The sequence below is a fragment of the Micromonospora sp. GCM10011541 genome (assembly GCF_042650725.1).
Classification (GTDB): Bacteria; Actinomycetota; Actinomycetes; order Mycobacteriales; family Micromonosporaceae; genus Micromonospora; species Micromonospora sicca.
This window is the reverse complement of the sequence record NZ_JBHSBP010000077.1, coordinates 1-25,955: the sequence shown is the minus strand read 5'-3', so window position 1 is coordinate 25,955 and position 25,955 is coordinate 1. Positions and strand designations below refer to the sequence as shown.

The window sequence follows — 25,955 nt, the reverse complement described above, 5'->3', positions numbered from 1 at the left end:
GTGTCGGTGCGGGGAGGCGTGCCGTGCGGCGACGACCCTCCCCAGAGCCGGGAGACATCATATGGGCCGCTCCGACGCGGGGGAACCCGCACCGTCCCGCTGTGGACACCCAGCGTGTTGCAGGTGGACCGTCGGTCAGCCCGGCGGGGTGGCGGCCTCCCGGTCGGTGCAGACCTGACCCGAGGTGGCGAACGTGTCCGTCGAGTAGACCGCGAGCACCGTGAAGCAGTAGTCCAGCCGCCCGTTCAGCCCGTTGACCGTGTAGCTGGTCTGCCCCGGGTCCACCGTGGCCATCACCCCGAGCTTCTGCCCGGCCCGGCCGCCGGCCACCATGAACGGCACGCCGCCGCCGGTCGGGTCCGTCCAGGTGATGGTGATCGTGGTGGTGTCGTCGCGCAGCCGCAGGTCACCCGGGGGCGCGCCGGTCGCCACCGGCTTCGCCCGGGTCGGCCCGGGTGCGGGCGCCGGCGCCGCGTCGCGGTTGAGCAGCACCGCGCCCACGCCGACCACGGCGGCCACGGCCACCACCGCGACGCCCGCCGCCACGGCGATCACCGCGGGGTTGCGGCCGCCCGGCTCGGGCTCCTCCACCTGCGGGTACGCGGGCGGCTGGTGGAACGGCGCCGGCACCGCCGGCCACCCGCCCTGCGCCGGGTGCGCCTCCGTCCCGGCCGCCGGGTCGGCCTGCCGGGGCTCGGGGAACTCCAGCAGGTCGTCGTAGACCGGCAGCGGTGCCGGGGCGGCGGATTCGGCCGCCGGCGCGGGCCCGGGCAGCGGATGCGGGTCCGGTTCGTCGGCGTCCTCCGTCGACGGGCCTGGTGCCACGTCGGCCGGCGGGTCGAGCGGCTGTGGCGGCGCGGCGCTGCTCCACGGCGGCGCGGTCAACCCCCACGGCGGTACGGGCGACGCGCTGACCGGGGCCACGGCCGGCGGCCCGCTCACCGGCGGCGGGCCCACCGGGTGACCCGTCCCGCCGGGGTACGGGTTTACCGGGTCCACGCCGGGTGGTCCGCTCACCGGGTACGCCGGGTGGCCCGGCGGGCCGCTGACCGGGTAGGCGGGCGTGGGTGGCGCGCTGACCGGGTGGCTCGAGCCACCGGGCCCGGCGGGGTGCGGGTTCGCCGGGCCGGCACCGGATGGCCCGCTCACCGGGTACGCGGCTGTCGGCGGCGCGCTCACCGGCGGAAGGGAGGCCGGCGGGCCGCTGATCGGTTGGGTCGGTGCCGGCGGGGCACTCGTGGGTACGCCGGCGACGGGCGGAGTGCTCAGGGGCGGCGTGCCGACGGGCGCCGCGCTGACGGGCGGGCTGAACGGCGGTGCGCTGGCAGGCTGCGTGGCTACCGGTGGAGCGCTGACTGGTGGGGCGTTGAGCGGCCCGGCGGCGACCGGCGGGGCCGGCGGAGTGACGATCGGCGGGGCTGGCGGCGTGCCGGGCGGCGGGGTCGGTGCCGCCGCGGCGGCCCGGTCTGCCTCCTCCCGCAGCAGGGGCGCGATCTGCTGCACCTGCACCGTCGGCTTGGCCCAGCCGGGCGCCGGGGTGCCCGGCTGCTGCTGCTCGCTTCCGCCCGCGGCGGCCCCCGTTGCGGAGGGCCGACTCGCCGGGGACGGCGGGTCGGGGACCGGCCGCGGCGTTGACAGGGGGCCGGTGGTCGCCGGGGGACTGGCGAGCGACGTGGGCGGGGCGGAGATCGGCGTCGCGGCGGAGACGGGGGGACCCGAGGTCGGCGCGGGAAGGCCCGACGCGGGCGGCGCCGAGCTGGGCGCGGGCGGCTGGGGCGCGGATGGCCCCGGGACGGGGGCGACGACACCCGGCGTGGGCCGGACCGGCGCGGGCGGCGTTGCGGTCGGCATGCCGGGCGCGCGTGGCGCGGAGGTCGGTGCCGGGATGGCCGGGGCCGGCGGCAGGTGGGCCGGTGGCGCGGAGACCGGCATCCGGGCGGTGGACGCGGCCCAGGTCGCCGCCGGAGCGGTGCCGCCCGTTGGCCTGGGTGCCGGTGCGGAGTCGGGCGCCGGGGTCGGCGCGGGCGGGGCCGACGCGGGTGCCGGAATGACCGGGGGTGGTGGCAGGGGATTGGCCGGTGCGGGCGGAGCGGAAGCGGGAGTCGTGCCGGCCGGGGACGGCGAGGCGATGACGGGTGGCGGCGGCAGCGACGCCGCCGGTCCGGCGGCCGGTGGCAGCGCCCACCCCGACGACGCCCGGTACGGGTGCGCCGGCGCCGAGACGGGCCGGGCCGGCTGCGGCACCCCGGACTGCGGCACCCCGGACTGCGGCGGTGCCGACTGCGGCACCCCGAACTGCGGCGGCGCGGGCTGCGGCGCCCACTCCGAACCGGGTACGGCCGGCGCGGGCGGACCGGGCCGCGGCGCGCCGGGGACCGGCGGAGGCGGCGGGGCCTGCGGTGCCCGTGGTGCGGGTACAGCCGGCAGCGACATCGTTGGCCCGGAGAGCGCCGCCGGATCGGGGAGTGGGCCGGCGGGAGCGGCGGCGGAGCCGCCGAGGTAGCTGCGGGCCGCGCGTACCGCCGGGTGGTCGGGGCCGAGCACCGCGGGCCCGGCGGTGGCGACGCGGGTGTAGTTGCGGCGGGCCTCGTGCCGGTTGCCCAGCTCCTCCGCCACCCCGGCCAGGTCGAAGCTGAGCGCCAACATCAGCGGATCGGCGTCCCCACGGCGGCGCTCGCCGGCCGCGTACGCCTCCTCCAGCACCCGGCGGGCCGCGGCCGGGTCGTCCGCCTCGCGGTGCAGCCGGGCCAGCAGGTGGGCGCTGCCCAGCACCTCGGGGTGGTCCTCCCCATACGCCGGTCGGGCCGCCGCGATCGCGTCGGTGAGCAGGCGGCGCGCGTTGGCCAGGTCACCGGCCGAGCGCAGGGCGAGGGACTGGTGTTGAGCGCCGGTCAGGGGGGAGGGGTGGGACACGTGAGTCATGCTGCCGGTAATCGGCGGTCGGACGCTACCCACCCCGACGCATGCTGGGACCAGGCCGCCCGTGAGGTCCGCGATCCGACGCCGTGAGCTGCGGAAATCTCCGTCGCCGGAGCGTGGCGGGCGGCGATGTGCATGATCCATCCCAGCCGTGTACAGTAATGCCCCGTGCAGCCCACCGGGGCGGCCGACGGGTGACGAGGTCACCGCGGCCGACAGGGTAGGCTGGACGAGCAGGTCCGGGTGGCGGAATGGCAGACGCGCTAGCTTGAGGTGCTAGTGCCCGTATAGGGCGTGGGGGTTCAAGTCCCCCCTCGGACACCAATCAGACCAGGCAGTGACAAGGCCGTTGAGCTGGCATTACTCAGCTCAGCGGCCTTGAGTGTTTTCGGGGTACTGCCCGCCTGGGGATCACCTGGGTCTCACCGGCTCGGAGTCGCGCCGTTCGCGTCAGCGGGAGGCGCGATCTTGTCCCGACCCGTCGAGACGGTTACGGTCCCACTGTTGCGCATATGGCTGCGCGGCTGGCGGCAGAGCCCGCGACGGGTCGAGGCCGCCAGTTCACGTGGAGGAACAGTGGCGCAGATCGAGAAGAGGACCGCGAAGAGCGGCACCCGCTGGCGGGTGAAGTGGCGTACCGGCGGCGGGCGCGACGGCCAGTGGAACGTCGAGACGTTCGACTACCAGGTGGACGCGAAGCGCTTCAAGGCGGTGGTGGACGCCAACGGCAACCACCGGCCCTCGCCGGAGCAGCTGGTCGAGCAAGGCTTCGCCGAGCTCCTTCCCGCCGGCGTGGCCGCCGCCCCGGCGCCGGAGCCCGCCGAGAGCGTGCTGACGTTCCGGGCGTACGCCGAGGAGTGGCTGGGCCAGCTGGTGAAGCCGCACCAGGAGACGGTGCGCAAGTACCGGGAGCGGCTGGAGAAGCACGTCTTCCCGCGGCTGGGCGACCGGCCGATCGCCGAGATCACCCGGCGGGAGATGCGCGAGTGGCAGCAGGGCCTGCGCGACGCCGGCCTGTCGGCGAAGACGATCGCCAACATCCGGGGCGAGAGCGTGGTGCCGATCTTCAAGGCGGCGTGCCGGCCGGGCGAGGACGGCGAGCCCGCCGTGCGGACGTCGAACCCGATGGACGGGCTGCCGCTGCCCGAGGGCCCGCGCGCCGAGCGGGACATCCTGGAGAGCCCCGACGAGGCGAAGCTGTTCCTGGAGGCGGCGTACGCGGTCGACCCGGAGGCGGCGGACCTGCTGCTGTGCAAGCTGTCGACCGGCCTGCGCTGGGGCGAGGTGTCGGCGCTGCCGCCCCGGGCGGTGAACGTCGCCCGCAGCACGGTGTCCATCGTGCAGGTCCTGCGGAAGGTGAACCGGCGGTGGGTGGTCGAGCCCAAGCCGAAGACGAAGCAGGGCTACCGCGAGGTGCCGCTGACCGCCGCGGTGGCGCGGATGATCGCCGAGCGGTGTGCGGCCGCCAGCCGGGAGCCGGGCCGGCAGTTCGTGTTCGTGGCGCCGCGCGGGAACCACTGGCGCTACGAGGACTTCTACGAGGGACGGTGGGTGAAGATTCGCGACCTGGCGCGGGAGAAGGGCCTGCCGCGCCGGATGACGATGCACGGGCTGCGGCACTCGCTGCTGACGCTGCTGGCCACGGAGGGCGTCGACCTGGCGGCGCTGCGGACGATGGCCGGGCACGCGAGCGTAACCACGACGATGAACGTGTACGTGCACGCGACCCGACGGCACCACGAGCCGGTGCGGCAAATCGTCGGGGACTTCCTCGGCGTCGACGACCTGGCGGCGGTCGGGCGGTAGGGCGCACAGCTCAGCGGGCGGCGAACCAGTGGGTTGGCTCGCCGCCCGATGTCGGGCGACGCCGGTCACGCAGGGCTATTGGGCTTGCCGTGCATCATGCCTGCGGTTGCGGCCCACACCAGAGCTGCATCGGTCAGCTTCGCGATCAGGTGGGTCTTGCCCCCGGTGTACGTGGCCAACGCTTGACAACCGCCATTGAGACTCGTCCGGTAGGGCGCTCCACCTTGTCTCCGTCCGAGGAGGATGGATGGTCTACGGCTTGCCCGACGATGAGATCCGCCTTACGCCACGGCGAGGGCTCTCACGTCAATTGCCAACGGTTAGCGTTCCGCCGAGACTCTGGTGAGCCCGGTCAGCCCAGACGTCGGGTGCCACCAGGTTCCAATTCTCGCCGCTCAACATGCTCACCGACTGGCCGTTTAACGTGATGGCCGGCCCCTGCTCCTTCGCTCGTATCTCAGCCGCCAGGACCGCCGGATCACTGTAGGTAGCTAGGAGGACCTCCGCACCATCCTCTGTAGTGCACCTGGCTGCCGCTGAACGACCCGCCAGCTGAAAGTCGATGTCCCTGAGACCGGCGCAAACTAGATCCGCCTCCCGCAGTTCGTCGACGATTGCCTGAGGGCTAGAGAACGTGCCGCCGCTCGCGGGAGGACCGGTTGGAGACGCGGATGGTGACGGTGTGGCCGTTTGCTCCTGCGTGTCGGAGGTACAAGCGGCAAGGCCACAGAGCAGGAACGCCGTCGAAACGACGACGAGGGGCCTTCGTAACCAGATCATCAAGGCAGTGTCGCTGGGAGCCAGGCTTGTAGTCACCACACGATCGGGCGAGCCATATCCCCGTTCGGGGAGGCCGGACGGTCTACGACTGCCCGGCGGGGAGATCCTCCACAGACGAAACGCATGGCACTGGTTGCCGAAGCGAGCACCGTCGTACCAGCGGACTACGGTCTGGCATTGACCACCGGTTCCAGGAAGGGCGCGAGATGACGGAAGAACCGCTCCGCTATGAGATGAGCATGAAGCCCGGCTTCGGTCAGAAGTACACGAGGGAGCAGGCGATCGGCTCTCCGATAAAGCAGTCGCTGAACGGAGACGTGATGACGACCGGCATCATCGTGGACTGGATCGACGAGGCGGACGGAAGCGTCACTCTAGTCATCGAGCAGCGGGACCTTGGCCTGACCTGACTCCTGCGACCGGCGGGCCATCCACCACTTCCGCCGCTTACCGTATCCGCTGTCACGGTGAGCTAGGGACCAGAGACAGGGGCGAGCGGCGGGGCGAGCTGGAGGAACCGGGTCACCTTGTGCGGGTCACCGAGGTCCTCAACCGGCCGCGGCGGTGGCCATTGGATGGTGCGTCCGGCCGGCCAGATCGGCAAGAGAGCGTCGGCTGCGGCAGAGCCGAGCTTCGGCCGCGCCCGCAGCCCTGGCCAGTCATGCTGGAGCGCCAAGGCGAAGAAGTGCCCGACCCGGAAGACCGTCGCATTGAATACGCCGCCCTCGCTGCGGTACCTCTCCAGGTCCGGCGGCAGCGGGAACCCCGGGAAGACGTTGGTCACCGGCATGAAGTGGGACTCGAAAAGCTGTGCCCTGCTAGGCCGGTTCGGATCGGTGAGGTTCCACCGTCGCCCAATCCAGACCCGCATCGTGTTCGGCGGCGCCCCTTCGAAGGCGTGAACGCGGCGGTAGTGAGGTTCCGGGATCGGCTGCTCCACGTTGCTGGTGTGCACCGCCACGAGGCCCTTGAGCGCGACCCAGTTGGCCACGATCTCGTTTCTTCTCTCCAAGTTCCCCAGGAAGCCCGGTTTCTCCGCGTACCCTTCTTTGGCCTCCATGATTTCGTGTCTCTCGAAACGGTCGACATTAACGCTGAGCTTTCCGTACCAAGACTGTTTGAGCCAACCGACTAGCACGGCTGTGGGAGTCACGTACATCACGGCCTTGAGCCATTTGCCTTGGTCACCGCCGTTGAGTCCGGAACTGGTTCCACGAAACTCCTGGAGAGGAGAGTCGGTGGCACCAAGATGCGCCCTCATTGCGCCAGGGATGTCTACCATCGGCAAGCCCTTCCAGGCTGAGTGCGGGCACTCTACCCGCCCTAGGCTTAGCCTCGATCCACCGACGCGGTTGCAGCTGAACGCCAGTTGATCATTTCGGTGTTTGATGATTTGGTGGGTGCGCGGGAGCCGCCGATCGCGTTTTCGGCTTTCTCGGTGGTCGTTGGGGTGGGCAGCGGGGGTTGTGGCCTGTGGTCGGGCCGCCTGGTGTCGGCTGGTGCGCGGTGGTCAGCCGGGTGCTGGTCCGATGGCGGTGTGCAGGTTGTCGAACGCGGCTTGCCAGGGCCAGTGCTCGGGTAGGTGCAGGTGGATGGTGCGGGCGTGGTGGGCGAGGCGGGCGGCGACGTTGATGATCCGGGTGCGGATCGTGGCCGGGCGGGCGGTCGACCAGGCGCCGGCGGCGAGGTGTCCGGCGGCGCGGGTGAGGTTGTGCGCGATCGCGGCGCAGGTCAGCCAGGCGTCGTTGGCGCTGAAGTGCCCGGAGGGCAGGTGCGCGAGTGCTCCGGCGATCAGGTCGGCGTTGACCTGCTCGATGATCGCGTGTTGACGGTGTTGGGCTTCGGCCTGCAGGAGGGTGTAGGGGCTGTCGGTGAACACTGCGTGATAGCGGTAGGCCGGTACGAGTTCTTCCTGGCCGGGTGTTTGGGTGGGGTCGTCGCGGCGGATCCGGCGCACGATCAGCCGGGCGGTGATCGCATGGCGGGTGCCGGCGAACGCGGTATAGGTGGCTTCGGCGATCTGCGCGTCGGAGATCCACCGTCCGGCGTCGTCGTCCCACACGGCCTGCGGGTATTTGATGTCGATCCACTCGTCGTCGGCGATGCTCTCGCAGGCGGCGCGGATCTTCGCGTCGATGCGGGTGGTGACCGAGAACCGCACCTGCCGGCGCCGGCACGCGCTGATCACGGTCTTGGTGTAGAACGCCGAGTCGGCGCGGACCACGATCTCACCCGTGACGCCGCACAACCGGGCCGTGGTGATCGCCTCGGTGATCATGCTCGCCGCGCCACGGGCGGAGCCGGCGTTACCCGAACGCAGCCGCGTCGCGGCGATCACCGACGCCGCCAGCGGCGTCGACAACGTCGCGATCAGCGGGTTGTAGCCCCGGAGGTAGACGTTGTAGCCGCCGACCTTGGCGTGACCGAACCCGATGCCCTGCTTCTGCTTGCCGTAGACACGACGCAGCATCGAGTCGATGTCCACAAAGCACAACGTGTCGGCACCGGCCAGCAGTGATGCCCGGCCGGTCAGGCCGATCAGGATGTCACGGGCGGCGGCCTGTAACTGGCGCACGTGCCCGTGGGTGAACGTGCGCAGAAACGAGCCCAGCGTCGACGGCGCGTACACGCTGGTGAACAGCGACCGCATCCCACCGTGGCGGGCCACGTCGAGATCGTCGATGCTGTCCGCCCCGGTGAGCATCCCCGCCACGATCGTGGCGACCTTCCCGGCCGGGTTCGCGCCCTTGTCCGTCGGCAGCCGCACCCGGTCAGCGACCGCATCATGCAGACCGACGTCCTGGGCCAGGCGCATCACCGGCACCAGACCGGCACACGACACCAGATTCGGATCATCAAACGTCACGCGCCCCACCGGCGCGTCATGGCGTAATCTCACCTGCGAGGTGCCCTTTCGAGCCGAACGATAGAAGCGTCAGAACTCCTATCCTTCCAGCTCAAAGGGCACCTTCTATGTCCGGGGTGCCGCCAACCCCAGGTTCATCGGTGGATCGAGGCTTAGATGGATCCGGTATCGAGCGAAGGCTAGAATAAGGGAGATGTGGTTGCTCTAGGGTCGACAACAGTGTCGGATGATGCATAGACACGGCTTGTTTCCCCTGCTATCGACGGGGTTGGTCGACGGAGTGGTGTACGACTTGCCCCTGATGGGCGTGTTCGGTAGATAGGAGGCGGGCATAGGCTCGGCAGGCATCACGCCGACCGTCCCCAGCGCGTCGATGCGGGATCCGGCAACTGTGCAGAGGCGCGCCCAGTCGTCAGCGAAGTCGAACGCGTACGCGAGCTGTTCGCCGCGCCCAGGCGGCTCAGTTTGGTCCGGCCGCTGTGGATGCTGCCCTCGGCCGCGTTGCCGTCCCATAACAGCGGCATGATCTCGGTCCGGTCGGCCACCGTGAACGTGTGCATGTGGGCCGAGTATCAGCGGGCCCGTCTGCGGCCCTCGGGGCGCGTCCTCGGCCGGTGGCCGTTACTGCTTCAGCTGTTGTAGCCGTTTGCGCTCGATGTGATGAAGAGTGCGGTTCCCCTCGTAGCGTGGAGGCCAGGACTTGAGGGATAGGGGTTCATGGTTGAGACGAGACGCCGGTTCGATCCGAGTTCGGGGCGGGCGCGGTGCGGATCGTGCGCGAGACCGGGAAGCCGATCGCCCAGGTCGCGCGTGACCTGGGGATCAACGATGGGACTCTGGCGAACTGGGTGAAGAAGGACCGCGAAGCTCGGGGCGAGGCCGCCGCGGGTGGGCTGTCCGAGGACGAGAGGGCCGAGCTGGCCCGGTTGCGGCGGGAGAACGCCGAGTTGGCGATGGAGCGTGAGTCCTCAAGCGATCCGTGGTCCTGTGGGTCAAGGAAGCGACGGGCCGGTGAGCGTGGCCGCCTTCATCGCTTCCCAGAGGACCGAACACGAGGTGCCCCACGCGGTGGCCTGCCGAGCCCTCGGTGTGTCCGAGTCCTGGTTCTACAAGTGGCGCGACCGGCCACCCACACCCCGACAGGACCGTCGGGTCCGGCTGGCCGACGCGGTGCGCAAGGTCTTCGACGACTCCGGCGGCACCTACGGCAGCCCGCGCGTCGGTGCCCACCAGTCGACCCGGCCGTCGCCGCCCTGGTCGAGCAGATGGGGCGAGACAATCCCGGCTGGGGCTACCAGCGCGTCCAAGGCGAACTGCTCGGCCTCGGCCAGCGCCGGCGCGCCGCGACCACACCACCCGGCGGAACTCCTCAACACGCAGGCGTCGACCATGCTCGCCTGCGACTTCTTCCATGTCGACTGCGCGCTCACCCTCCAGCGCCTGTACATGTTCTTCGCCATCGAGGTCGACAGCCGCTACGTCCACACCCTCGGCGTCACCACCAACCCCGACGGGGCCGTGGACGGTCCAGCAGGCTCGCAACCTGCTCATGGACCTCGGCGACCGCGCCGAGCAGTTCAAAGTCCTCATCCGGGACCGGGCCGGGCAGTCCACCGCCGCCTTCGACACCGTGCTGGCCGATGCCGGCGTGACCGTGTGCAAGATCCCACCGCGTAGCCCGCGCGCGAACGCGTTCGCGAAAACGGTTCGTGCTCACCGCCCGCGGCGAGGTCACCGACCGCATGCTCATCCTCTGCGAACGACATCTACGCCGAACACTCGACGGATACGCCCGCCACTACAACGGGCGACAGCCACAGCGGGCCCTGGCGCTGCAACCCCCCCGCCCCGACCGTCCCGTCATTGACCTGACCCATGAACGGATCAGACGCAGGCCCGTCCCCGGCGGGCTCATCACCGAGTACGAACGGGCTGCATAAAGCCCAGCTCGCACCGGACGCCAGGGTTTTGAAACCCCACAGGTTCCACCAACGCACCCGACTCAACCGCGAATACGCCCTGGTCAACTAGCCATTGGCGGCTGCCGTAGTAGCCGCTAGGTTCGTTCGATAATCCTGCTGATGATGGCGTGCCAACGCCCATCCACGTTCGCCGGCTCGGCGTCGTCCGGCAGGGGCGGGTAGCTGGGCGGGTAGCCGGCATGCCGGAACAGTTGGTCGACCAGCCGGTAGTTCGGCGTACACGTTGGCTGGCGGGCGTCCCACTGCTCACGCACCGCGGCGATCCGGTGGCGGTCATCGAGGCGCAGGGCGTGGAGGAGCTCGGCCGACCACTCCCGCCAACCCGGGAAGCCGGAGCGGGCCCGGATGATCGACGCCGCCTCGGCGAGGATCGCGGACACCGCCGGCTCGTCGCCCACCAGGCAGATCGCCTTGGCGGCGAGGGAGGTCCGCATGATCAGCCAGGCGCCGGAGCGGTCCGCCTTGGCGATCATGGCGTCGCACTCCGCGACCGTGGCGCGGCCAGCGAGGGCGGCGCGCCACAACGCCGCCGATTGATTCTCCGTCGCGACCCGGTGCCGCCCCGCCGCATGCAGATACTCGGCCCGGGCCGCCGCGCCCGCCATCGCCACGGTTAGCTGCCCGCGCTCGAAGGCGAGGTCGCTGCGCAGCCGCTCGACTTCCGTGGGGTCGGCCGGCGGGGACTCTCGCAGAAGGACGTCCAGCTCGTCGTACCGCCCGAGGGTGTGTAGCGTTCGTCCCAGCTGGTATCGCAGTAGCGAAGAGTCGGGCTCGGCGGCGAGCAGCGCTTGGAGGATGGGCAGCGCGCGGTCCGCGTCACCGGCCGTGCGGTGGGCGTACGCGAGGAACAGTCGGGCGGCGCGGGCGACGTCGTGCGGCAGTGGCGTGGTGACCAGGTCCTCCAGGTAATCGATTCGCTCGCGGGTCGTCCGACCGCGCCACGCCTCGAAGAAGCGCGACAGTTGGCCCATCCAGGTGCGGTCGTCGGGCGGCGGGAGCCGTTCGGCGGTCCGGCTCATCCCGGGAAGCTCGAACAACGCTTTGCGCAGCCAGGGCGCCTCGATGCCGTGCTCCGCGCACAGCCCGGCGGCGAGCTGAAGCAGGTCGAGCCGGTGGTCGATGTCGTTCAGCACGCCGTCGTGCCGCTGCCGCAGCGCGTCGAGCAGGTCTTGGGCCCGGGCGAGGCGATCCGGGGCAGTCCAGGCGCCTCGGTTGCTCGGCGCCTCGTCGGCCAGTGCCGTGCGGACGGCGTCGTGCAACCGGTACGGAAATCTTGGATGCTCGTCCCTGCGGACCAGGGCGCGGGCGCAGAGTCGCCGCGCATCGCCTTCGAGCAGCCCCGCAGCCCGCGCGACCAGGGCAGGGTCGAACCGCGGCAGCAGGCTGGCCGTACGAGCGAGCTTCCGCTCCTCCTCGGGCAGGTCGGCGAAGACCCGGGTCACCAGCGCCGGCAGGGGGCCGCCGAACTGCCGCGAATCCAGCCGCTTTCCACCGTGGGCCCGGGCGATCGACAGGGAAAGATCGAGGTACAGCGGCAGCCCGTGCGCTCCTCGCAGGATGCGGTTCATCACCTCGTCGCTGAGCACCGGGGTGCCGCCGGTGCCGGACGCCCTGCTCAGGTAACGCATGACGTCGGCATCCGACAGATCCCCGACGAGGTGCTGGCTCGGCTCGGCCCGAGGGGGGCTGCACAGCCCCGGCCACGTTCCCGGGCCGGTCTTGGGCAGCACTCCGTCTGTCGCCGGGCTCGTCCAGTCGAGGCTCCGCTGCGAGGTCACCACCCATAGGATCGCGGGGGTCAGGTACACGATGCGGTTGAACAGCGCCTCCTGTACGCGGTCGGCATCCTGGATGTACTCGGCGGCGTCCGCGAACGCGACCACCAGCGGCCTTTCGCCCGGAAGCAGGTGCTCGAAGTCCCATGAGAGCAGGCCGGCCAGGCTCGAGGCGATATCCTGGGAGGGGTCCCGGCGGGCCCGCTCGGTGATCGCCACGAGCGGGTCGCACTCGCGGAGCAGCCGGCCCCGCAGCCGTCGCTGCCGGACGGCGTCGACGATCCTGACCCCCATTCGGACGCTGAACGGGCCGATACCGAGCCTGCCGCCGGCATCGCTGACGACGTCGCGCAGGGTGTCGTCGAGGGCCCCGCCGAGGGCGTCGGTGAGGGTAGCGGCGATCTGCGCCCGGACGTCGAGTCCCCCGGCCTTCGCGATCACGGGCAGCGGCTCGCCGGGGCGGGCCAGTGCCCACCAGGCGGCCAGCCCGACGTCGAAGGCCGGAAAAGTCCGGCCCTCGCCGGCCAGGGCCGCGCGCAGGACGAGCAGGATGTCGATCGCACTGACGACCTTGCTGCCGTGGAAGTCGATCCGTGCGGTGTGGACGGACTGGTCGAAGACCGGCCGGTCGCCCCAGTCCGTGGACCCCGTGAGCTCGCCACGGAGCCAGTCCTCCAGCCGCTGCGACAACATGGTCTTACCGATTCCACCGATGCCGTAGAAGCTCACGACGTTACGCCGGACCGGGTCTCCCAGGATGGCGACGCCGTCGAGCACTCGCTCAAGGTGCATCAGTACGGCGTCCGCGAAGACGCGGTTTTCCGGCACCCGGTTGGTGAAGAGGTCCACGGCGGCGTACTGGGGGTCGAAGAGATCGTCGAATTCCGTCATCGAGGCAACGCTCTCCTACCACGCCTCATCCGGATGCAGTTCACGCCATACCTCCAAGTCGACTGGAGCGACGTACATGAGTCCGTATCCTTGACTTCTGAGGAACTGCATCGCGGCATCGACCATGGCGACGTAGTCGGGATGGCTTGTGCGCGCAGTGACCAGGTCTCGGACGCAACGCTGCCCGCCATAGACTGCCCATGCCCCGCTCGGTAGCACCGCTGCCGCCGACGCCGTAATGAAGCCGTCGGGATTCGCCGACGCTATCGGATAAAGCGGCCCGTAGATCAGCTCGTTCAAATGCCTAGCGGCATCCGGGCCGCTCTGCTGAGGCGCGAACTCGAACTTGCCGTATATGACCATGCGTCGTGCGATGTCGGCCGGCAACAGGGATTTTTGCTTCTTGCCTCCGAACAGCGGCATGAACACTCCGATGATCCATTGCGGCGTCTCCAGCGGCCGCAGAACCGGGATGTTACTTGCGGGCAGGCCGGTCAGGTTGGACAAGTCGTCAACAAGACACGTCCGCCAGTCGGCACAATGCCAATCGCTACTGCAAGCACGAAGCAGCGCGGGAGGATCAGGTTGAAGTGAATCCCCTGAGACCGGACACCTCCTGACTTGGCATCCTGCCGAGGAGGAGGTTACCGCTGGCACCACACGGTGCCGGCCGGCGCCATCCCGGGCTTCCACGGGGCCGAGACCGAGAACTTCATGCCCGAGATCGACCTCGGCGGGACGACGGCGCGGGCCCTGGCGGCGGAGTCCCTCTCTCGGTCGGGGTCGGGGCCCGTGCCCAGGTGGGCGAGACGCAGACGGTCGTCGGCGCCCACCCGGCGTCGGTGGAGCTGTCCGGCGTGGAGCGCGGCGCGACGTACGAGTGGTACGCCGAGCTGCGCGACGGCGCCGAGCACATCACCCGCAGCGCGGTGCGGTCATTCACGGTGGCCAAGCCCTCGGCGCCCGAGGCCCCACGGACCGTCGAGGCGACGGTCGACGGAAAAGCCGTCACCGTCACCTGGGCGGCGCCGGCCTACAACGGCGGCGCCGACGTCGAGCAGTACGAAGTGACCCACCGCGGAGCCGTCTGGCTCGCGTCCTGGTGGACGCAGAACCAGACGCCGGGCGACCCGTACGGGCCGTGGCAGGAGATCGCGACGGCCGACGACGGCACCGCCGTCTGGACGCCGTCGCGAATGGACCGGACGTCGAGGTGCGGGAATGAACCGGGCAGGTTGCTCAACGGCGGCCTGCCACGCCTTCTGCCCCGTCAACAGGTCTCCGTCGGTGGCCACGAACACCCCAGTGGGCAGTCTGGCTTCGCCGTCGAACATCAACGGCGCCCACCTGCCCTCGGGCCACTCCACCACCGCCACGGTGCTGGCGCGGCCACAGTCGATCGCCAGCCGCGCCTCCCCCGATTGCATAGAGATCAGTCAACACGAGGATCGTGCATACTTCACGACGAAACTACTCGCCGGCATGACCCCGTGTCCGGGGGACGAGCTCAGGGTCATTGCGTTCTGGGGTTGCTGCTGGTGACGGCGGTGATGAGGTCGTGTGGGCAGCGGCTGGCGCGTCGGGTGGCGCGGGCGATGTTGGTTTCCCCGCTGGTGCGGTGGTAGCCGATCGCGGTGTTACGCAGGGTGGCCATGACGGCGGGGTCCGTTGCCGGTCCGGGCTTGATGTGAATCTTCACGGAACGTTACATCTCGGACGTGGTGCAAAGATTTTCGATGAGCCATTCGCGGCGGATCCACTCCTGCAGGTCGGCTGGGTGGGCGTCGGCGGGGGGCAGCGAGATGGTGAGATCTGCGGTTTCGCGGCTGGTCTTGCCGCTGCTGGTGATGGTGCGGGTACGGGTGATCCGGACGGCCTGCTGGGGGAACCTGATGCCGCCGGGGGTGTTGACGGTGACGGCCTTGACGGTGCGGGTCTCGGCTCGGCCGTGGCCGCGGTCGCGGGTCTGGCGGCCGACCGGGATCTGCGCCCAGGGCAGGGTCTTGAGCTGCGCGAACAGAGTCGGCTGGTTGGCCTTGACCGGGATCAGCAGATGAGCGCCCCGCTTGGCGATTTCGCCTGCGTGCCCGGTCTGGGTATGCAGTGCGTCGGCGACGAAGATCAGGCCGTGCAGGCTGCCCAGGACCTGTTCGACCGCGTCCAGCAGCGGCGCGAAGGCGGGGATTTCGTTGGATTTCGCCGCGACGGTGACCTGGGCCAGGACGATGCCGGTACTGGTGTCCAGCGCGGACAGCAGATGCACCTGGCCGCCGTCGGCGCGGCGGGCACCCCGCAGGGTCTTGCCGTCGATCGCGATCACCTGCCGGTACCGCGGCGCCGCCGCGACACGGCCGGCCGGGTCCGGGCCTGTAGCCAGCCCGCGAGAATCGTGGAGAGCAGGTCGGCATCCAGGCGAATCAGTAGCCGCCACATCGTGGTCGTGGCGGGCACACCCCGGCCGAACCCGAGCCGGGCGCGGGCGGCCTCGTCGAGGTCGTGCAGCCAGTCCGCGATCGCGGTGACCGACGACGCGCCGGCCATGACCGCGCACACCGCGACGGCAAGGAGCCCGGCAAGCGGGTAGCGCAACCCGCGCGGACTACGGGGGTCCGGCACCGCTGACAACGCGTGCAGCAGCCCTTCCTGTTCACACTCGGTTACCAGACGGGGTGGGGTGTCGGTGGGGGGTGGTGACTGCGGACAGTACGGAGATCGGGCATGCTGACATCGCGGGTGAGGTCCTCGAAGGTGTCCTGGCAGCCTGAAGAACTCCATGATCACCTAGGCGATCTCACCCGCCCCGACTGCCTCCACAAAGGCCGATCATCCCGTATAACCCCAGCTCAAACGGTCATCCACCTAACACGCAATGGCCCTGGGGACGACCTGGTGCTGTCGCTGTCGGCCAAGGGGCTGACGCGCGGGGAGATCGCGGCGCACCTGCCCGAGGTGTGTCGCACCGAGATGTCGAAGCAGACGATCTCGTCCATCGCGGACAACTGTTCGCCTCGCAGTGGTTGATGAAGGACAAAGCATCAACATCTGACGTAAGGAACGAGCAGGTCATCCCTGAAGGAGTGGGGCCGTGTCAACCCGCGACCGCCGGGGTGGTTGTGGCCGGTTTCTGCCGGTTTCCCGGCTCGGTGCAGACAAACGCCAGCGAGGGGTCGGGGTCAAGGCTCGACCGCAGGTCGACCCCCGTCAGGGGCTTGGCCTTGATGCCGGCTCCGGGTGGCGCATGATCGTGGCGCCGGGAACAGGGCGGTTCGGTTGTGGGGGCCGTCTCTCCAACGTCCGGTGTGGACGAGGTGGCAACTGTCAGAACCGGGGGTCTGGTTGCCGGTCATCCCTTCGCCGCCGACATGGGCGCCATGGAGTGGTACGGCCGCAGCCAGGCGGGGTCAATCAGATGCGTCGACCGCGCCACCGGCCGGTGGGGGTCAGACCTGCGTCGGCCTCGCGTCCTGGCTGCGTCCAGATGGTGCTCACGCCGATCGGGCCAGGCAACGGATGTGTCCGTCGCGGAGGCCGTAGTAGACCAGCGTGAGGAGTTTGCGGGCGGCGGCGACCTTGCCGATGTTCGCGCCGCGGTGTTCGCCTATGCGGGCCCGGGTGGCGGCGATCGGGCCACGGCGTACGCGTTGCACCGCCTCGACCGCGGCCCACCGCACGAGGGTGGAGCCCTGTTTGGTGATCCGACCACGCCGGACCTTGGTGTCGGACTCGCGGTGGCGTGGGGTCAGCCCGGCCCAGGAGCACAACTGCTCCGGTCGGGTGAAGCGGTGCACCTCGCCGATTTCGGCGACGAACACCCCGGCCAGGATCGGGCCGACACCGTCGATGGCCTGCACCGCGACATAGCCGGGGTTGGTGGACAGGCGGGCGCCGGTCATCTTGGCGTACAGGTCGATCTCGAAGCCGAACGCGTCGATCAACCTACGTAGTGAGGCGATCCGCCCGGCGTAGACGTCCGGCAGGCGCAGCTCGGTGAGCAGCTGCTGCCCGGCGACGCCGAACAGATCGGTCATCGGCACGCTCACGCCGCACTTGGCCAGCACCGCATGCACCCCGGCCTTCAACCCTGAACGCACTGCGACCAGCTTCGCCCGGTGACGCACCAACTCACGTAGCTCACGGGTGGCCGGTGGCGCGATCCACGCCTCGGGCAGCCGTCCCATGCGCAGCAGATCGGCAAGATCAGAGGCATCACGCACGTCGTTCTTGACCCGCCGGTAGGCGAACCCCTTCACACCCAGCGGGTGGGCCAGGTGCACCTGCGCGCCGGCCTCGGCGAGCACGTCAGCGGCCCAGTACCAGCCGTAGGTGGCCTCCAACACCACCTGCGGCGCCTCACCCCACCCGGCGACCTGCTCAGCCAGAACGAACGGGTCATTGTCGATCCGCGTGACACCCAACCGGTCACCGACCTCGCTCTGCTGCACGATCACGGTGCGCCGCCGGTGCAGATCGATACCCACCACCTGCCGACCGTCGTAGTCTGTGTTCACAGGGGCCTCCAACGTCGTGACGGACGTGAACACCTCCGAGTGAACGCCCAACGGCACGCCCAGAGCGAGATTCACGAGGAGCGGAGGCCCCGCTCCTTCATCACATCAGTTCTGCTTCGGGCCGGAATTCGTCTATAGCAGGAAACCCAGTCCTCTGTCAATGTCTTATCCGACACTGCGGTTATCCCGCCGGCAACCACACCTCCGCTATTCTTACCCTCGGTCGACACTCGATTTATCAGCGCCTAGGGCGGCGGTTGACTCGTCCCACAATTCAACCTGGAAAGGCGTCCCGATGGTAGACATCGTTGGTGCAATGGGAAGCCACCTTGGCGCCGCAGACTCTCCCCACCAGCAGTTTCGTGGGTCCAGCTCGGGGCTCAACGGCGGCGATCAAGGCAAATGGCTTACTGCCGTTATGTACGTGACTCCAGTTGCCGTACTGGTCGGTTGGCTCAAACAGTCCTGGTACGGAAAGCTCAGCGTGATCGTCGACCGTTTCGAACGGCACGACATCATGGAGGTCAAAGAGGGTTACGCGGTGAAACCGGGTTTCCTGGGCGACTTGGAGCGAAGGAACGCCAAAAGTATGGTCGGGGCAATAGGGGGTCTGAACGGGACCTATCCCGCACTCACGATCGTGAGCAGGCGGGGAGACCTCGTCTTCGCTTTCGGCCCAAAGGATCTGGGGTCCGTGCGTCAGGCCTACGTAGCAATTTCCGACCTGATTGCCTGAGTTCAGGCGTCGTCATGAGTGGACGTTGGGCACTGAAAGTTCTGGCAGTCGTCCTCGGAAGTGTGCTACTGCCAGTTGCCGCGAACGCCGCATCGAACCAGTTTCCTCAGGTCATAAGGCGTTCCGGAGCGCTCCACAACGCTACGAGCACCCGGTAGGAGAACCGATGACGTCGAGTGTGGCTGCGGGCGATGTCGCGCGCGTAGATGCGCTGCTGGCACAGTTCGAGACGAACGCAGGCGGTAGCCATCTCGCGATGTGCGAGGCGGCGGGTGCCATCGCCCGTGCCGGCGGCCCGGGCGGCCCGGAGGTCGTCCTGGGCGCGACGAAGAACGGCCGTGGCATTGACGACACCACACGCAAGCCATGGCAGTGGCTGCTTGCGGTAGCCGAAGCCACGGGGCACCAGGACTGGAAACTGGTGGCCCGCATCGCCTGGTTTGCCGAGGTCTGGACCGAGCACCTTCTGCCCACCATGGTTCGGGGTGAGGCGCTGGATACAGGTCTCGGGGAGGCGCCGGACGACATCCGAGCCGAGCTGTCGGCGCTGGCCTTAACCGCGCTCTCCCGTGTAGATGAGAAAGAGGTCGTCACACGGGACGCCACCGGCACGGCGGCGACGGCTGGCGTTGTCGCGAAGGTGTGCGCGCAGGAGCTTGCGCGCGCCGCCGAAAGGGGCGTGCCAGTGTTCGAGGCTGCACTGGCCTTGGCTCGGCGAGAGAAGGGCGACGCGGCGTCCGGCTCGATCAGCGACAATGTGGCGGATGTGCCGCAGCCCGTGCCCGCTGTCCGTGTCCGCGTGGGGCCGCCGCCAGCGGAGCCAGAGGCAGCCATGGGTGAACCAACGGCCGGCAAAGGCACGTTCAGCAGCTTGGGCGTGCTCTTTGCCAAGGATTCGTCCGCAGCCGATCGGACGCGGGCGGTCAAGGATTTCGCCGAAGCTGCCCGGGCGCGCCTGCCTGCGGCGGCCAGCGCGGCGGAGCAAGGTAGAGACGTTCTAGCTGAGCGGAGCGCGCAAATCCTGTCGGAGTTGGCGGGGCGGCTGCCGATCCGAACCGCTGACAGTCTGCGCGGTCTGTATGGTGACGACCCCGAGGTCCAGTCCCAGCATGTGATCAACGAGGCCGGCGGGCTCGCCGGACTGGCGTGGGCCGCCGCCGCGGCGCTGCCTGGGCCGCCGCCCGTCGTCCAGGCAATCAAGGTGGTCGTCCACTCCGCCATCGAGATCAAGATGATCGGCGAGCTGTACGCGATCCACGCCGACCGGGCGAACCGAGACGCTACCTGGCTGGGCGTGGTCCTGGTGTCATGGGCCATTGGTCAACCGGTGACTCCTGGTGGATCGGTGGCTTCCACGACACCACTGCTCGTCGCCAAGATCCGAAGCTCGGTGACGGAGCTGATTGGCAGCCAGAGCCGGGGAGCGGTTTTCGCGAGTCGTGGCCGCGAGGGCAGGGATGTGATGGTGCGTGCTGGTGCCCGAATGCAGCGACGCATGCGGTTGCATCCGTCATCGTGGGCGCAGCCTGGCGACCAGTCCGCAGGCGGGGTGCTGCGGGAAGCCACCGTGAAGCTCGTTGCGGACAAGCTCGCGGGGAGGGTGCCCGGGGCACTGGTAAGCGCCGCTCGTGACCGGCTCGCGCCCACCACACCGCCGGTGCCCGGCCAGCCGGAGGCGTCGGCCGACCCTCGGGAGGCGCTCGCTTGGGCATGGGCGCTGCATCGGCAGGCGGCGGAAGCCGCCTCGGCAGTGTCCTCGTCGGACCTCATCGCCCCTCGGCTGACCGCTGCGCTGGCCGCGCAGGAACGGCACCTGCAGGATCTAGAACTTCGGCTGGGCAAGCTAGGGCGGTCCGTGCCGGCCCAGCGGGACGATGGCGCGGGCAGTAGCGACGCGGGTTACCTGGTTTGGCAAGCGGAGGGTGCGATCGATGTCGTGGAGGCGACAGGGGCACGGTCACGTCGCCTGCCGTCCTGGTCCAGCCGACGGCGGGCCGCGCTCGTCTACGTGATCACCGCGCTGGTGGTCTCGGTCCTGCCCGCCGTCGGTCTCGTGGGCTCGTCAGGGTTCGGCACGCTCGCGTTCGTCGCCACACAGTGCATCGCGCTGCCATGGCTGTCGTTGGCCGTCAGCGCCATCGCCATCGGGGCACTGTTCCGGCCGTGGCTGGGCAGGCCCGTGCCCCGCCACCCAGTGATCGGCACGTGGATCGTGCTCGCCGTGCACGTCGGGATAGGTGTGGCCGCCACCGTGGCTGGCGTCCTCACATGAGCACTGTCGTCGAGTTCGCGGCGCGCCTGCAGGAACACATCGACCGGTACAACCACGCGCCTGGCCGCTACCCTGGCAGCTGCAGCCACCTTCGATCTTGTAGTCCTCACAGACAGATGATCGGCAGCCAGCTACGTCCACTTCGCACACCTCCACCCCATCCCGACACGGCAGACCGCCAATGGCGGCTGCCGTACTAGATTCGACGCGTCGCCACTGATCCGAGGAGAGAAGCAGCATGGCGTTGCTCGGCAAGAAGAACAGTCCCGAGATTGAGAGCCTGATTGATGCGATGAAGGAGCGGGGCCTCCGCTCCTCGTGACAGTCACCCTGGTCAGGGGTTTCCCTGGGGTTGTCACGACGTACCACGACGAAGGAGGCCCCAGTGGCAGAGTACGACGGCCGGCAGTATGTGGGGATAGATCTGCACCGGCGGCGCAGTGTGATCGTGCGGATGAGGCCGGACGGCGAGCGGATCGGTCCGGTGGTGCGTATCGCCAGCGACCCGGTCGAGTTCGCTGCGCAGGTCAGTTCGTGGGGCGAGGCCCCTGAGGTGGTGTTGGAGGCCACCTATGGCTGGTACTGGGCCGCGGACGTCCTCGCCGACGCCGGCGCCACGGTGCACCTGGCTCACCCGTTGGGGGTGAAAGGTTTCGCGTATCGGCGGGTGAAGAACGACGAGCGTGATGCCGCTGACTTGGCCGACCTGTTGCGCATGGGCCGCCTGCCTGAGGCGTGGATCGCGCCGCCGCAGGTGCGGGCGTTGCGGGAGTCTGTGCGGCATCGGGCCAAGCTCGTCGCGTTGCGTTCCGGGCTCAAGGCGCAGGTCCACGCCGTGCTTGCCCGGCAGGGCGTCACCCTGGCGCCCTCGGACATGTTCGGCGCGGCCGGCCGGCGGCAGCTCGACGAGCTGCGGCTCGATCCACCGTTCCAGGCCCGCGTGCTGTCCCTGCTCCGCCTGATCGACGCGTACACCTTCGAGATCGACCAGGTCGGCAAACGGGTCAGCGCCGAGTTGAAGCACCACGCGGGGTTCCGGGCGATCCAGGCACTGCCCGGCGTGGGCCCGGTGCTGGGCGCGGTGTTCGTCGCCGAGATCGGCGATGTCACCCGGTTCACCCGTCCGCAGCAGCTGTGCTCCTGGGCCGGCATGACACCCCGGCACCGCGAGTCGGACACGAAAGTCCACCGTGGGCGCATCACCAAGCAGGGCAACAACCTCGTCCGCTGGGCCGCGGTCGAGGCCGTCCAACGCGTCCACCACGGGCCCCTCGCCGCCACCAAGGCCCGGCTCGCTGCCCGGCGAGGCAACAACATCGCCAAGGTCGCCGCCGCCCGCGAACTACTCACCCTCGTCTTCTACGGCCTCCGCGACGGACACATCCGCTGCCTGGCCACCCGACCGGCATGAACACCCCCAGTCCCGGCGCGGCCAGGCGCGAGGTCGTGGTCTGTCTGACCCCCCGCCGGCGTGGTCGAGTGATTTTATTGACCCCGCCTGACCGCGGCCGTTTCACTTCATGCCACCAGGGCAGACCCGCGTGGCGAAGGAATGACCGGCACCGGGACCTCCCGGCTTGCCAACCCGTCCACATTATGGACGGTGAAGAACACGGCCACACCCCCACAACTTCACCAGCCGAGCGTGTGTCTCCCGGCGCACCGATTCTGCGCCGCACGGGATCGGCGTCAAGACCAAGCCGCTGACGCGGTCGACCTCCGGTCGAGCCTTGACCCCTACCCCTTACCGGCGTTTGCCTGCACCGAGCCGGGAATCAGCACAAACCGGTCGCAGCAGTCCGACCAAAAAGGGTTGACACGGCCCCACTCCTTCAGGAATGACAGTCTCGCGCGATCCTACATGCGAGGGTTCGCCGGGGACCGGGACGAGTTCGTCAAGCAGATCGCCGCAGTGGCCGCACAGCTCAAGAGCGACGGACTCGCCAAGGCGGTGGCGAACGCCAGGTCCTATCGACCTGCCTTCTTCGCCGGCCTTCCCGCTCCCGTTCAGCGGGAGGTGGCGCAGTACCTCGACCAGGCACTCGGCTGACAGGAAGCAAGGAGTTCGAGATGGCCACGTCATCGTGCTGCGGCGCTCCGCTTGAGCGCTGGAACGACGGAACCGTCTGTTGCTCAGAGCGCAGCAAGAAGCAGTGATCCGGCTTACCCCAGGCCGGGTCACAGCGGCGCTGAGTTCGCAACACCTTGCCGGCAGCCGACGGCAGAACCCATGTCTCTTACGCACAAGGACGGAACGCCATGGGCTTGTTCTCAAAAAAGTCTCAGCAGAAACCGCCGACCCCAAGGGGCTGGACACCGCCTCCGCTCCCTGAAATCGGTCCGCAGCAGTTGGCTGAGGCCAGTTCATTGATGAAGGACTGGACGCGCATCGTTGGGCGCGCTAGCGACGCTGTTTTCTGGGACGCCGTCACACGCTTCGCGAGGATCGGCGGCGCCGTAGAACCGGCCGAACAGATCGTGGCGGCGATCCACCAGAACGGGGGCAGCGCCACCGCGATCTACGAGCGACCTTGGCAGCGTTGGCTTGAGATCGGATCGAAGGCGTATGAGGCGGGCGACCTCGTACTCCCATGCCGCATCTTCTTCTTCGCCTGGACCATCCGAGAGCAGGTCCGCTTCGGCCGAGAAACGTTTGACATTGCCATTCAGCAGCCCGAACCCGGTACCTTCCAAGCCATCGCACGGCAGGCGTTGTTCGCGGTCAACAGCGCCCCACTGGACTTCGTTGTGGTCGAGCGAACGGACAACGCCCCTGTCACGCGACGCACCCTACAGATGGGTCTGAGTCAGGTTCTGGGGATCGAGCCGCCGCCGGAGGAAGCGACACCGACGTCTTTGGATGGCCCGTTCAACGAGTACCAACTGCAGCGGGCCAACCCACATGATTGTCGCGAACACCGCGTTCCACGCGAACCTCGCCGCGTTCCAGAAGGACAACATCGACAGAAGGCTGCGCCAAACGGGGCCGCCGCGCTCGAGAGCGTGGCGCACCACCCGCGGCCGACCGTGTGCCTGCCGAAAACCTCGTCCGTGCTGCTCAAGCGGCACATCGGTACTCGTGGAGGATGCCGCCCAGTCGATCACTTCGCTCGATGCGCAACTGGCTGATCGCGGCCGCGTCGGTCAGCGGTTGGGGGAGTGTAGCCAGCGGTCGGGCGTTGGCAATGCCTTGATGTGGTCGGTGCTCGTTGTAGTGCCGCTCGAACTCACCGAGTGCCCGCAGCAGGTGGCGCTGGTTGAAGATGAGGGTGCGGTCGAGCAGTTCCCGGCGGCAGGTACGTACCCACCGTTCCATGATCGCGTTCATACGGGGCATGCGGACGCCGGTGAGGATCACCTCGATTCCCGTATCGGACAGGATCGCGTCGAACAGGTCGGGGAACTTGCCGTCCCGGTCACGGATCAGGTACCGGGCCCGTACGCCGGCGTCCTGTAGGCCCATGGCCAGGTTTCTGGCGGCCTGGGTGACCCAGACGGCGGTCGGGTGGGCGGTGGCGCCGAGGATGCGTACCCGGCGGGTGGTGTGCTCGATGACCGCGAGCACGTACATGTGGGTACCGAACAGTGTGGTGGTCTAGAAGAAGTCGCAGGCCAGCAGGGCGTCGGCCTGCGAGCGTAGGAACTGCGCCCAGGTGCTGGAGGCTCGGTCGTGCGGGGTCGATGCCGGCCTGTTTGAGGATCTCCCACACGGTCGACGGGGCGACCTTGATGCCCAGGACCAGCAGTTCCCCGTGCACGCGGCGGTATCCCCATCCGGGATTCTCGGTGACCAGCCGCAGGACCAGGGCACGGATCGACCGTAGGGTCGGTGGCCGCCCCGGACGTTTCGACCGCGATCGTGCGGCGTGCTGTCGAGCGAGCAGGTCCCGGTGCCAGCGCAGGATCGTGTCTGGGCGTACCAGCAGCCGCAACCCGCGCAACGCCTGCCGCGGCATCGGTTGCAGCAGCGCCGCCAGCAACGCCCGCTCGGCCGGGCTGAACCAGATACGTCGGCCGCCAAGTTGCCGCTGAAGGACGCCGAGTTGGTGCCGTGAGGCAAGGATCTCCGCGTCCTTGTCCCGGTCACCGACCGGAAGAAGCCGCAGCACGGCGAACACGTTCGTTCGACACCGTCAGATAGGCCAATCGCATCAGCACGACCGGTCATCATGCCGCCCAAGCGGCCACCTGTAGTAGGCCGGGTGACCCGCCGACGCGGAAGGGGTACCGAGCGGCGGACCTGCTCTCACCAGGGCGGACGAGGTTTTCGGCAGGCACAGCGCGGCGTCGCCCCTGCTCCTCGATCAGGTGCACGCACATGCCGCAAGTCGGGCGGGTCCGACGGCACGACCGGATCTAGCCGAGATGAGCGCGCCTGATCTTGGAGGCCAAAGTGCAGGTCCCGTCGGCATGACGACGGCAATTCCGCGCGCATACTCGATGCGGCCAGTGGATCGGATGCTCGTTGCCCGCGTCTCGGCGCGCGGTCGGCGGCTAGGGCGTGGGCGTGGCGAGTGCGGCAACCGGGTGCGGATGGCCGGAACACAGGCGACCGGTGGCGAACGCAAGCAGTCCGGGCTATGGGAAGAGAACGAGCGCAGGGTCGCAGGCCAGGGCAATGAGCTGCTCCACGGTCAGCGGTGGTTCCGTCATCGTGGGCCGGCTGTTGTCGGACTCGGGTGCGTTGTGCGCCCCGGCCAGGATCGTGGTTTGTCCACTGTAGACCGTAACGGTGCGGCCCCAGACCCCGGCGGAGTCGGGACCGAAGTCCATGATCTGGATGCGTTCGCCGTGCGGGCCGGTGCGGCACTCACCCTTGGCGTCAGGCCCGTTGCACCGGCTGGTCCAGGTAGGCCGCCCCCGCAAACGCCTCGATTCCCTCTGCGCGGACAAGGCCTACAGCTCGCGCGGCAACCGCCGATCGCTGCGGGCCCGGCGCATCCCCCACGACATCCCAGAAGAAGACGACCAGAAAGCCCACCGGACCCGGAAAGGGTCACGCGGTGGTCGTCCGCCCTCGTTCCGCCCGCACCGCTACCGGCAGCGCAACACCATCGAACGGCTGATGAACCGGCGCAAGCAGTTCCGCGCCGTGGCCACCAGATACGACAAGCTCGCCTGCCGCTACCGCGCCACCGTCCAGATCGCCGACATCCTCATCTGGCTACGCGAACCGCTCGACGGCTCGCTGATCGTCGTCCTCATCGACAAGCGCGCGAACCGCCTGCCGGCAGTCGGCAGCAGATGCTCGCGCCCTCGTAGCTCGGGGGATAGAGCAAGGGTTCCCTAAACCGATTGCCGCAGGTTGGCCAGCAGAGTCGCGCGATGCGACCGTGCCGGCGACTCTGGCAGGTCCACTAACCTCGGTCTTTCGCTAACTGTTGATCAAGGTTGTTGAGGCGGTTGGTTGATCTTTTGGA

Annotated in this window: 22 protein-coding genes, 1 tRNA gene and 2 pseudogenes; 13 read left to right on the top strand and 12 right to left on the bottom strand. The window is 69.1% G+C overall.

Translation table 11 applies throughout. From position 1 onward, the window contains the following. Positions 1-135 precede the first annotated feature (135 nt). Positions 136-2,913: a tetratricopeptide repeat protein gene (locus tag ACFOYX_RS28730; RefSeq protein ID WP_377534559.1), complete on the bottom strand. Its 2,778-nt coding sequence runs from the start codon at positions 2,911-2,913 to the stop codon at positions 136-138. A 243-nt stretch (positions 2,914-3,156) separates the two neighbouring features. Here ACFOYX_RS28730 and ACFOYX_RS28725 point away from each other — a divergent pair. The 3 genes from ACFOYX_RS28725 to ACFOYX_RS28715 all read left to right on the top strand — a co-directional run bounded on the left by ACFOYX_RS28725 (position 3,157) and on the right by ACFOYX_RS28715 (position 5,915). After that, positions 3,157-3,243 (top strand) — tRNA-Leu (locus tag ACFOYX_RS28725). A 252-nt stretch (positions 3,244-3,495) separates the two neighbouring features. Then, positions 3,496-4,725, top strand: coding sequence for a site-specific integrase (locus ACFOYX_RS28720; protein ID WP_322443430.1), 1,230 nt, complete (start codon positions 3,496-3,498; stop codon positions 4,723-4,725). Positions 4,726-5,711: 986 nt separating this feature from the next. Next, complete coding sequence (locus tag ACFOYX_RS28715; protein ID WP_238454497.1) at positions 5,712-5,915, top strand: hypothetical protein; 204 nt, start codon at positions 5,712-5,714, stop codon at positions 5,913-5,915. Between the two features lie 62 nt (positions 5,916-5,977). Here the strand turns inward: ACFOYX_RS28715 and ACFOYX_RS28710 are convergent, their stop codons facing one another. The 3 genes from ACFOYX_RS28710 to ACFOYX_RS28700 form a co-directional block, all read right to left on the bottom strand. Continuing rightward, a complete protein-coding gene (locus ACFOYX_RS28710) occupies positions 5,978-6,787 on the bottom strand; it encodes a hypothetical protein (RefSeq protein WP_322443431.1) in 810 nt (269 codons plus the stop codon). 228 nt (positions 6,788-7,015) lie between these two features. Beyond that, positions 7,016-8,404, bottom strand: coding sequence for an IS1380 family transposase (locus ACFOYX_RS28705; protein ID WP_322443432.1), 1,389 nt, complete (start codon positions 8,402-8,404; stop codon positions 7,016-7,018). Between the two features lie 314 nt (positions 8,405-8,718). After that, positions 8,719-8,931 carry a hypothetical protein gene (locus ACFOYX_RS28700; protein WP_322443433.1) on the bottom strand — a complete coding sequence of 71 codons (213 nt, stop codon included), beginning with the start codon at positions 8,929-8,931 and terminating at the stop codon, positions 8,719-8,721. Positions 8,932-9,129: 198 nt separating this feature from the next. Between ACFOYX_RS28700 and ACFOYX_RS28695 the strand changes: the two are divergent. Further along, positions 9,130-9,303: pseudogene (locus tag ACFOYX_RS28695) on the top strand (transposase); the annotation flags it as partial. A 270-nt stretch (positions 9,304-9,573) separates the two neighbouring features. On the opposite strand, the gene ACFOYX_RS28690 reads toward ACFOYX_RS28695, so the two are convergent. The 3 genes from ACFOYX_RS28690 to ACFOYX_RS28680 form a co-directional block, all read right to left on the bottom strand. Next, positions 9,574-9,801 (bottom strand): hypothetical protein, encoded by a 228-nt coding sequence (locus tag ACFOYX_RS28690; protein ID WP_322443434.1) that lies wholly within the window; start codon positions 9,799-9,801, stop codon positions 9,574-9,576. A gap of 626 nt (positions 9,802-10,427) precedes the next feature. After that, complete coding sequence (locus ACFOYX_RS28685; protein ID WP_322443435.1) at positions 10,428-13,019, bottom strand: tetratricopeptide repeat protein; 2,592 nt, start codon at positions 13,017-13,019, stop codon at positions 10,428-10,430. Between the two features lie 15 nt (positions 13,020-13,034). After that, positions 13,035-13,526 carry a hypothetical protein gene (locus tag ACFOYX_RS28680; protein ID WP_322443436.1) on the bottom strand — a complete coding sequence of 164 codons (492 nt, stop codon included), beginning with the start codon at positions 13,524-13,526 and terminating at the stop codon, positions 13,035-13,037. A gap of 293 nt (positions 13,527-13,819) precedes the next feature. Between ACFOYX_RS28680 and ACFOYX_RS28675 the strand changes: the two genes are divergently transcribed. Then, on the top strand, positions 13,820-14,644 hold the full coding sequence (locus tag ACFOYX_RS28675; protein ID WP_322443437.1) for a hypothetical protein: 825 nt from the start codon (positions 13,820-13,822) through the stop codon (positions 14,642-14,644). An 80-nt stretch (positions 14,645-14,724) separates the two neighbouring features. Here ACFOYX_RS28675 and ACFOYX_RS28670 read toward each other — a convergent pair whose 3' ends face one another. Next, the gene (locus ACFOYX_RS28670; protein ID WP_322443438.1) at positions 14,725-15,339 is read right to left on the bottom strand and encodes an ISAs1 family transposase; all 615 of its coding nucleotides are present in this window, start codon (positions 15,337-15,339) and stop codon (positions 14,725-14,727) included. Then, a complete protein-coding gene (locus tag ACFOYX_RS28665; protein ID WP_322443439.1) occupies positions 15,336-15,794 on the bottom strand; it encodes a transposase family protein in 459 nt (152 codons plus the stop codon). The genes ACFOYX_RS28670 and ACFOYX_RS28665 overlap by 4 nt, the downstream gene beginning before the upstream one ends. 105 nt (positions 15,795-15,899) lie before the next feature. Here ACFOYX_RS28665 and ACFOYX_RS28660 point away from each other — a divergent pair. Next, positions 15,900-16,016: pseudogene (locus ACFOYX_RS28660) on the top strand (transposase); the annotation flags it as partial. Between the two features lie 488 nt (positions 16,017-16,504). On the opposite strand, the gene ACFOYX_RS28655 reads toward ACFOYX_RS28660, so the two are convergent. Further along, complete coding sequence (locus ACFOYX_RS28655; protein ID WP_322443440.1) at positions 16,505-17,527, bottom strand: IS110 family transposase; 1,023 nt, start codon at positions 17,525-17,527, stop codon at positions 16,505-16,507. A 295-nt stretch (positions 17,528-17,822) separates the two neighbouring features. Between ACFOYX_RS28655 and ACFOYX_RS28650 the strand changes: the two genes are divergently transcribed. The 5 genes from ACFOYX_RS28650 (at position 17,823) to ACFOYX_RS28630 (ending at position 23,664) form a co-directional block, all read left to right on the top strand. Continuing rightward, positions 17,823-18,263 (top strand): hypothetical protein, encoded by a 441-nt coding sequence (locus ACFOYX_RS28650; RefSeq protein WP_322443441.1) that lies wholly within the window; start codon positions 17,823-17,825, stop codon positions 18,261-18,263. A gap of 166 nt (positions 18,264-18,429) precedes the next feature. Then, entirely contained in the window at positions 18,430-20,535 is a 2,106-nt protein-coding gene (locus ACFOYX_RS28645) for a hypothetical protein (protein WP_322443442.1), read from the top strand. Between the two features lie 385 nt (positions 20,536-20,920). After that, on the top strand, positions 20,921-21,946 hold the full coding sequence (locus tag ACFOYX_RS28640; protein ID WP_322443443.1) for an IS110 family transposase: 1,026 nt from the start codon (positions 20,921-20,923) through the stop codon (positions 21,944-21,946). A 450-nt stretch (positions 21,947-22,396) separates the two neighbouring features. Continuing rightward, the gene (locus tag ACFOYX_RS28635; RefSeq protein WP_322443444.1) at positions 22,397-22,585 is read left to right on the top strand and encodes a hypothetical protein; all 189 of its coding nucleotides are present in this window, start codon (positions 22,397-22,399) and stop codon (positions 22,583-22,585) included. 209 nt (positions 22,586-22,794) lie between these two features. Further along, positions 22,795-23,664, top strand: coding sequence for a hypothetical protein (locus ACFOYX_RS28630; protein WP_322443445.1), 870 nt, complete (start codon positions 22,795-22,797; stop codon positions 23,662-23,664). On the opposite strand, the gene ACFOYX_RS28625 is transcribed toward ACFOYX_RS28630, so the two are convergent. Next, positions 23,594-24,106, bottom strand: coding sequence for an integrase core domain-containing protein (locus tag ACFOYX_RS28625; RefSeq protein WP_322443446.1), 513 nt, complete (start codon positions 24,104-24,106; stop codon positions 23,594-23,596). The two genes, ACFOYX_RS28630 and ACFOYX_RS28625, sit on opposite strands and share 71 nt — an antisense overlap. A 295-nt stretch (positions 24,107-24,401) precedes the next feature. Here ACFOYX_RS28625 and ACFOYX_RS28620 point away from each other — a divergent pair, with 295 nt between their 5' ends. After that, on the top strand, positions 24,402-24,590 hold the full coding sequence (locus ACFOYX_RS28620; RefSeq protein WP_322443447.1) for a hypothetical protein: 189 nt from the start codon (positions 24,402-24,404) through the stop codon (positions 24,588-24,590). A 523-nt stretch (positions 24,591-25,113) separates the two neighbouring features. Here ACFOYX_RS28620 and ACFOYX_RS28615 read toward each other — a convergent pair. Continuing rightward, positions 25,114-25,308, bottom strand: a complete 195-nt coding sequence (locus tag ACFOYX_RS28615; RefSeq protein ID WP_322443448.1) for a hypothetical protein — start codon at positions 25,306-25,308, stop codon at positions 25,114-25,116. Here ACFOYX_RS28615 and ACFOYX_RS28610 point away from each other — a divergent pair. Further along, complete coding sequence (locus ACFOYX_RS28610; protein ID WP_322443449.1) at positions 25,307-25,825, top strand: transposase; 519 nt, start codon at positions 25,307-25,309, stop codon at positions 25,823-25,825. The two genes, ACFOYX_RS28615 and ACFOYX_RS28610, sit on opposite strands and share 2 nt — an antisense overlap. Positions 25,826-25,955: the final 130 nt, after the last annotated feature.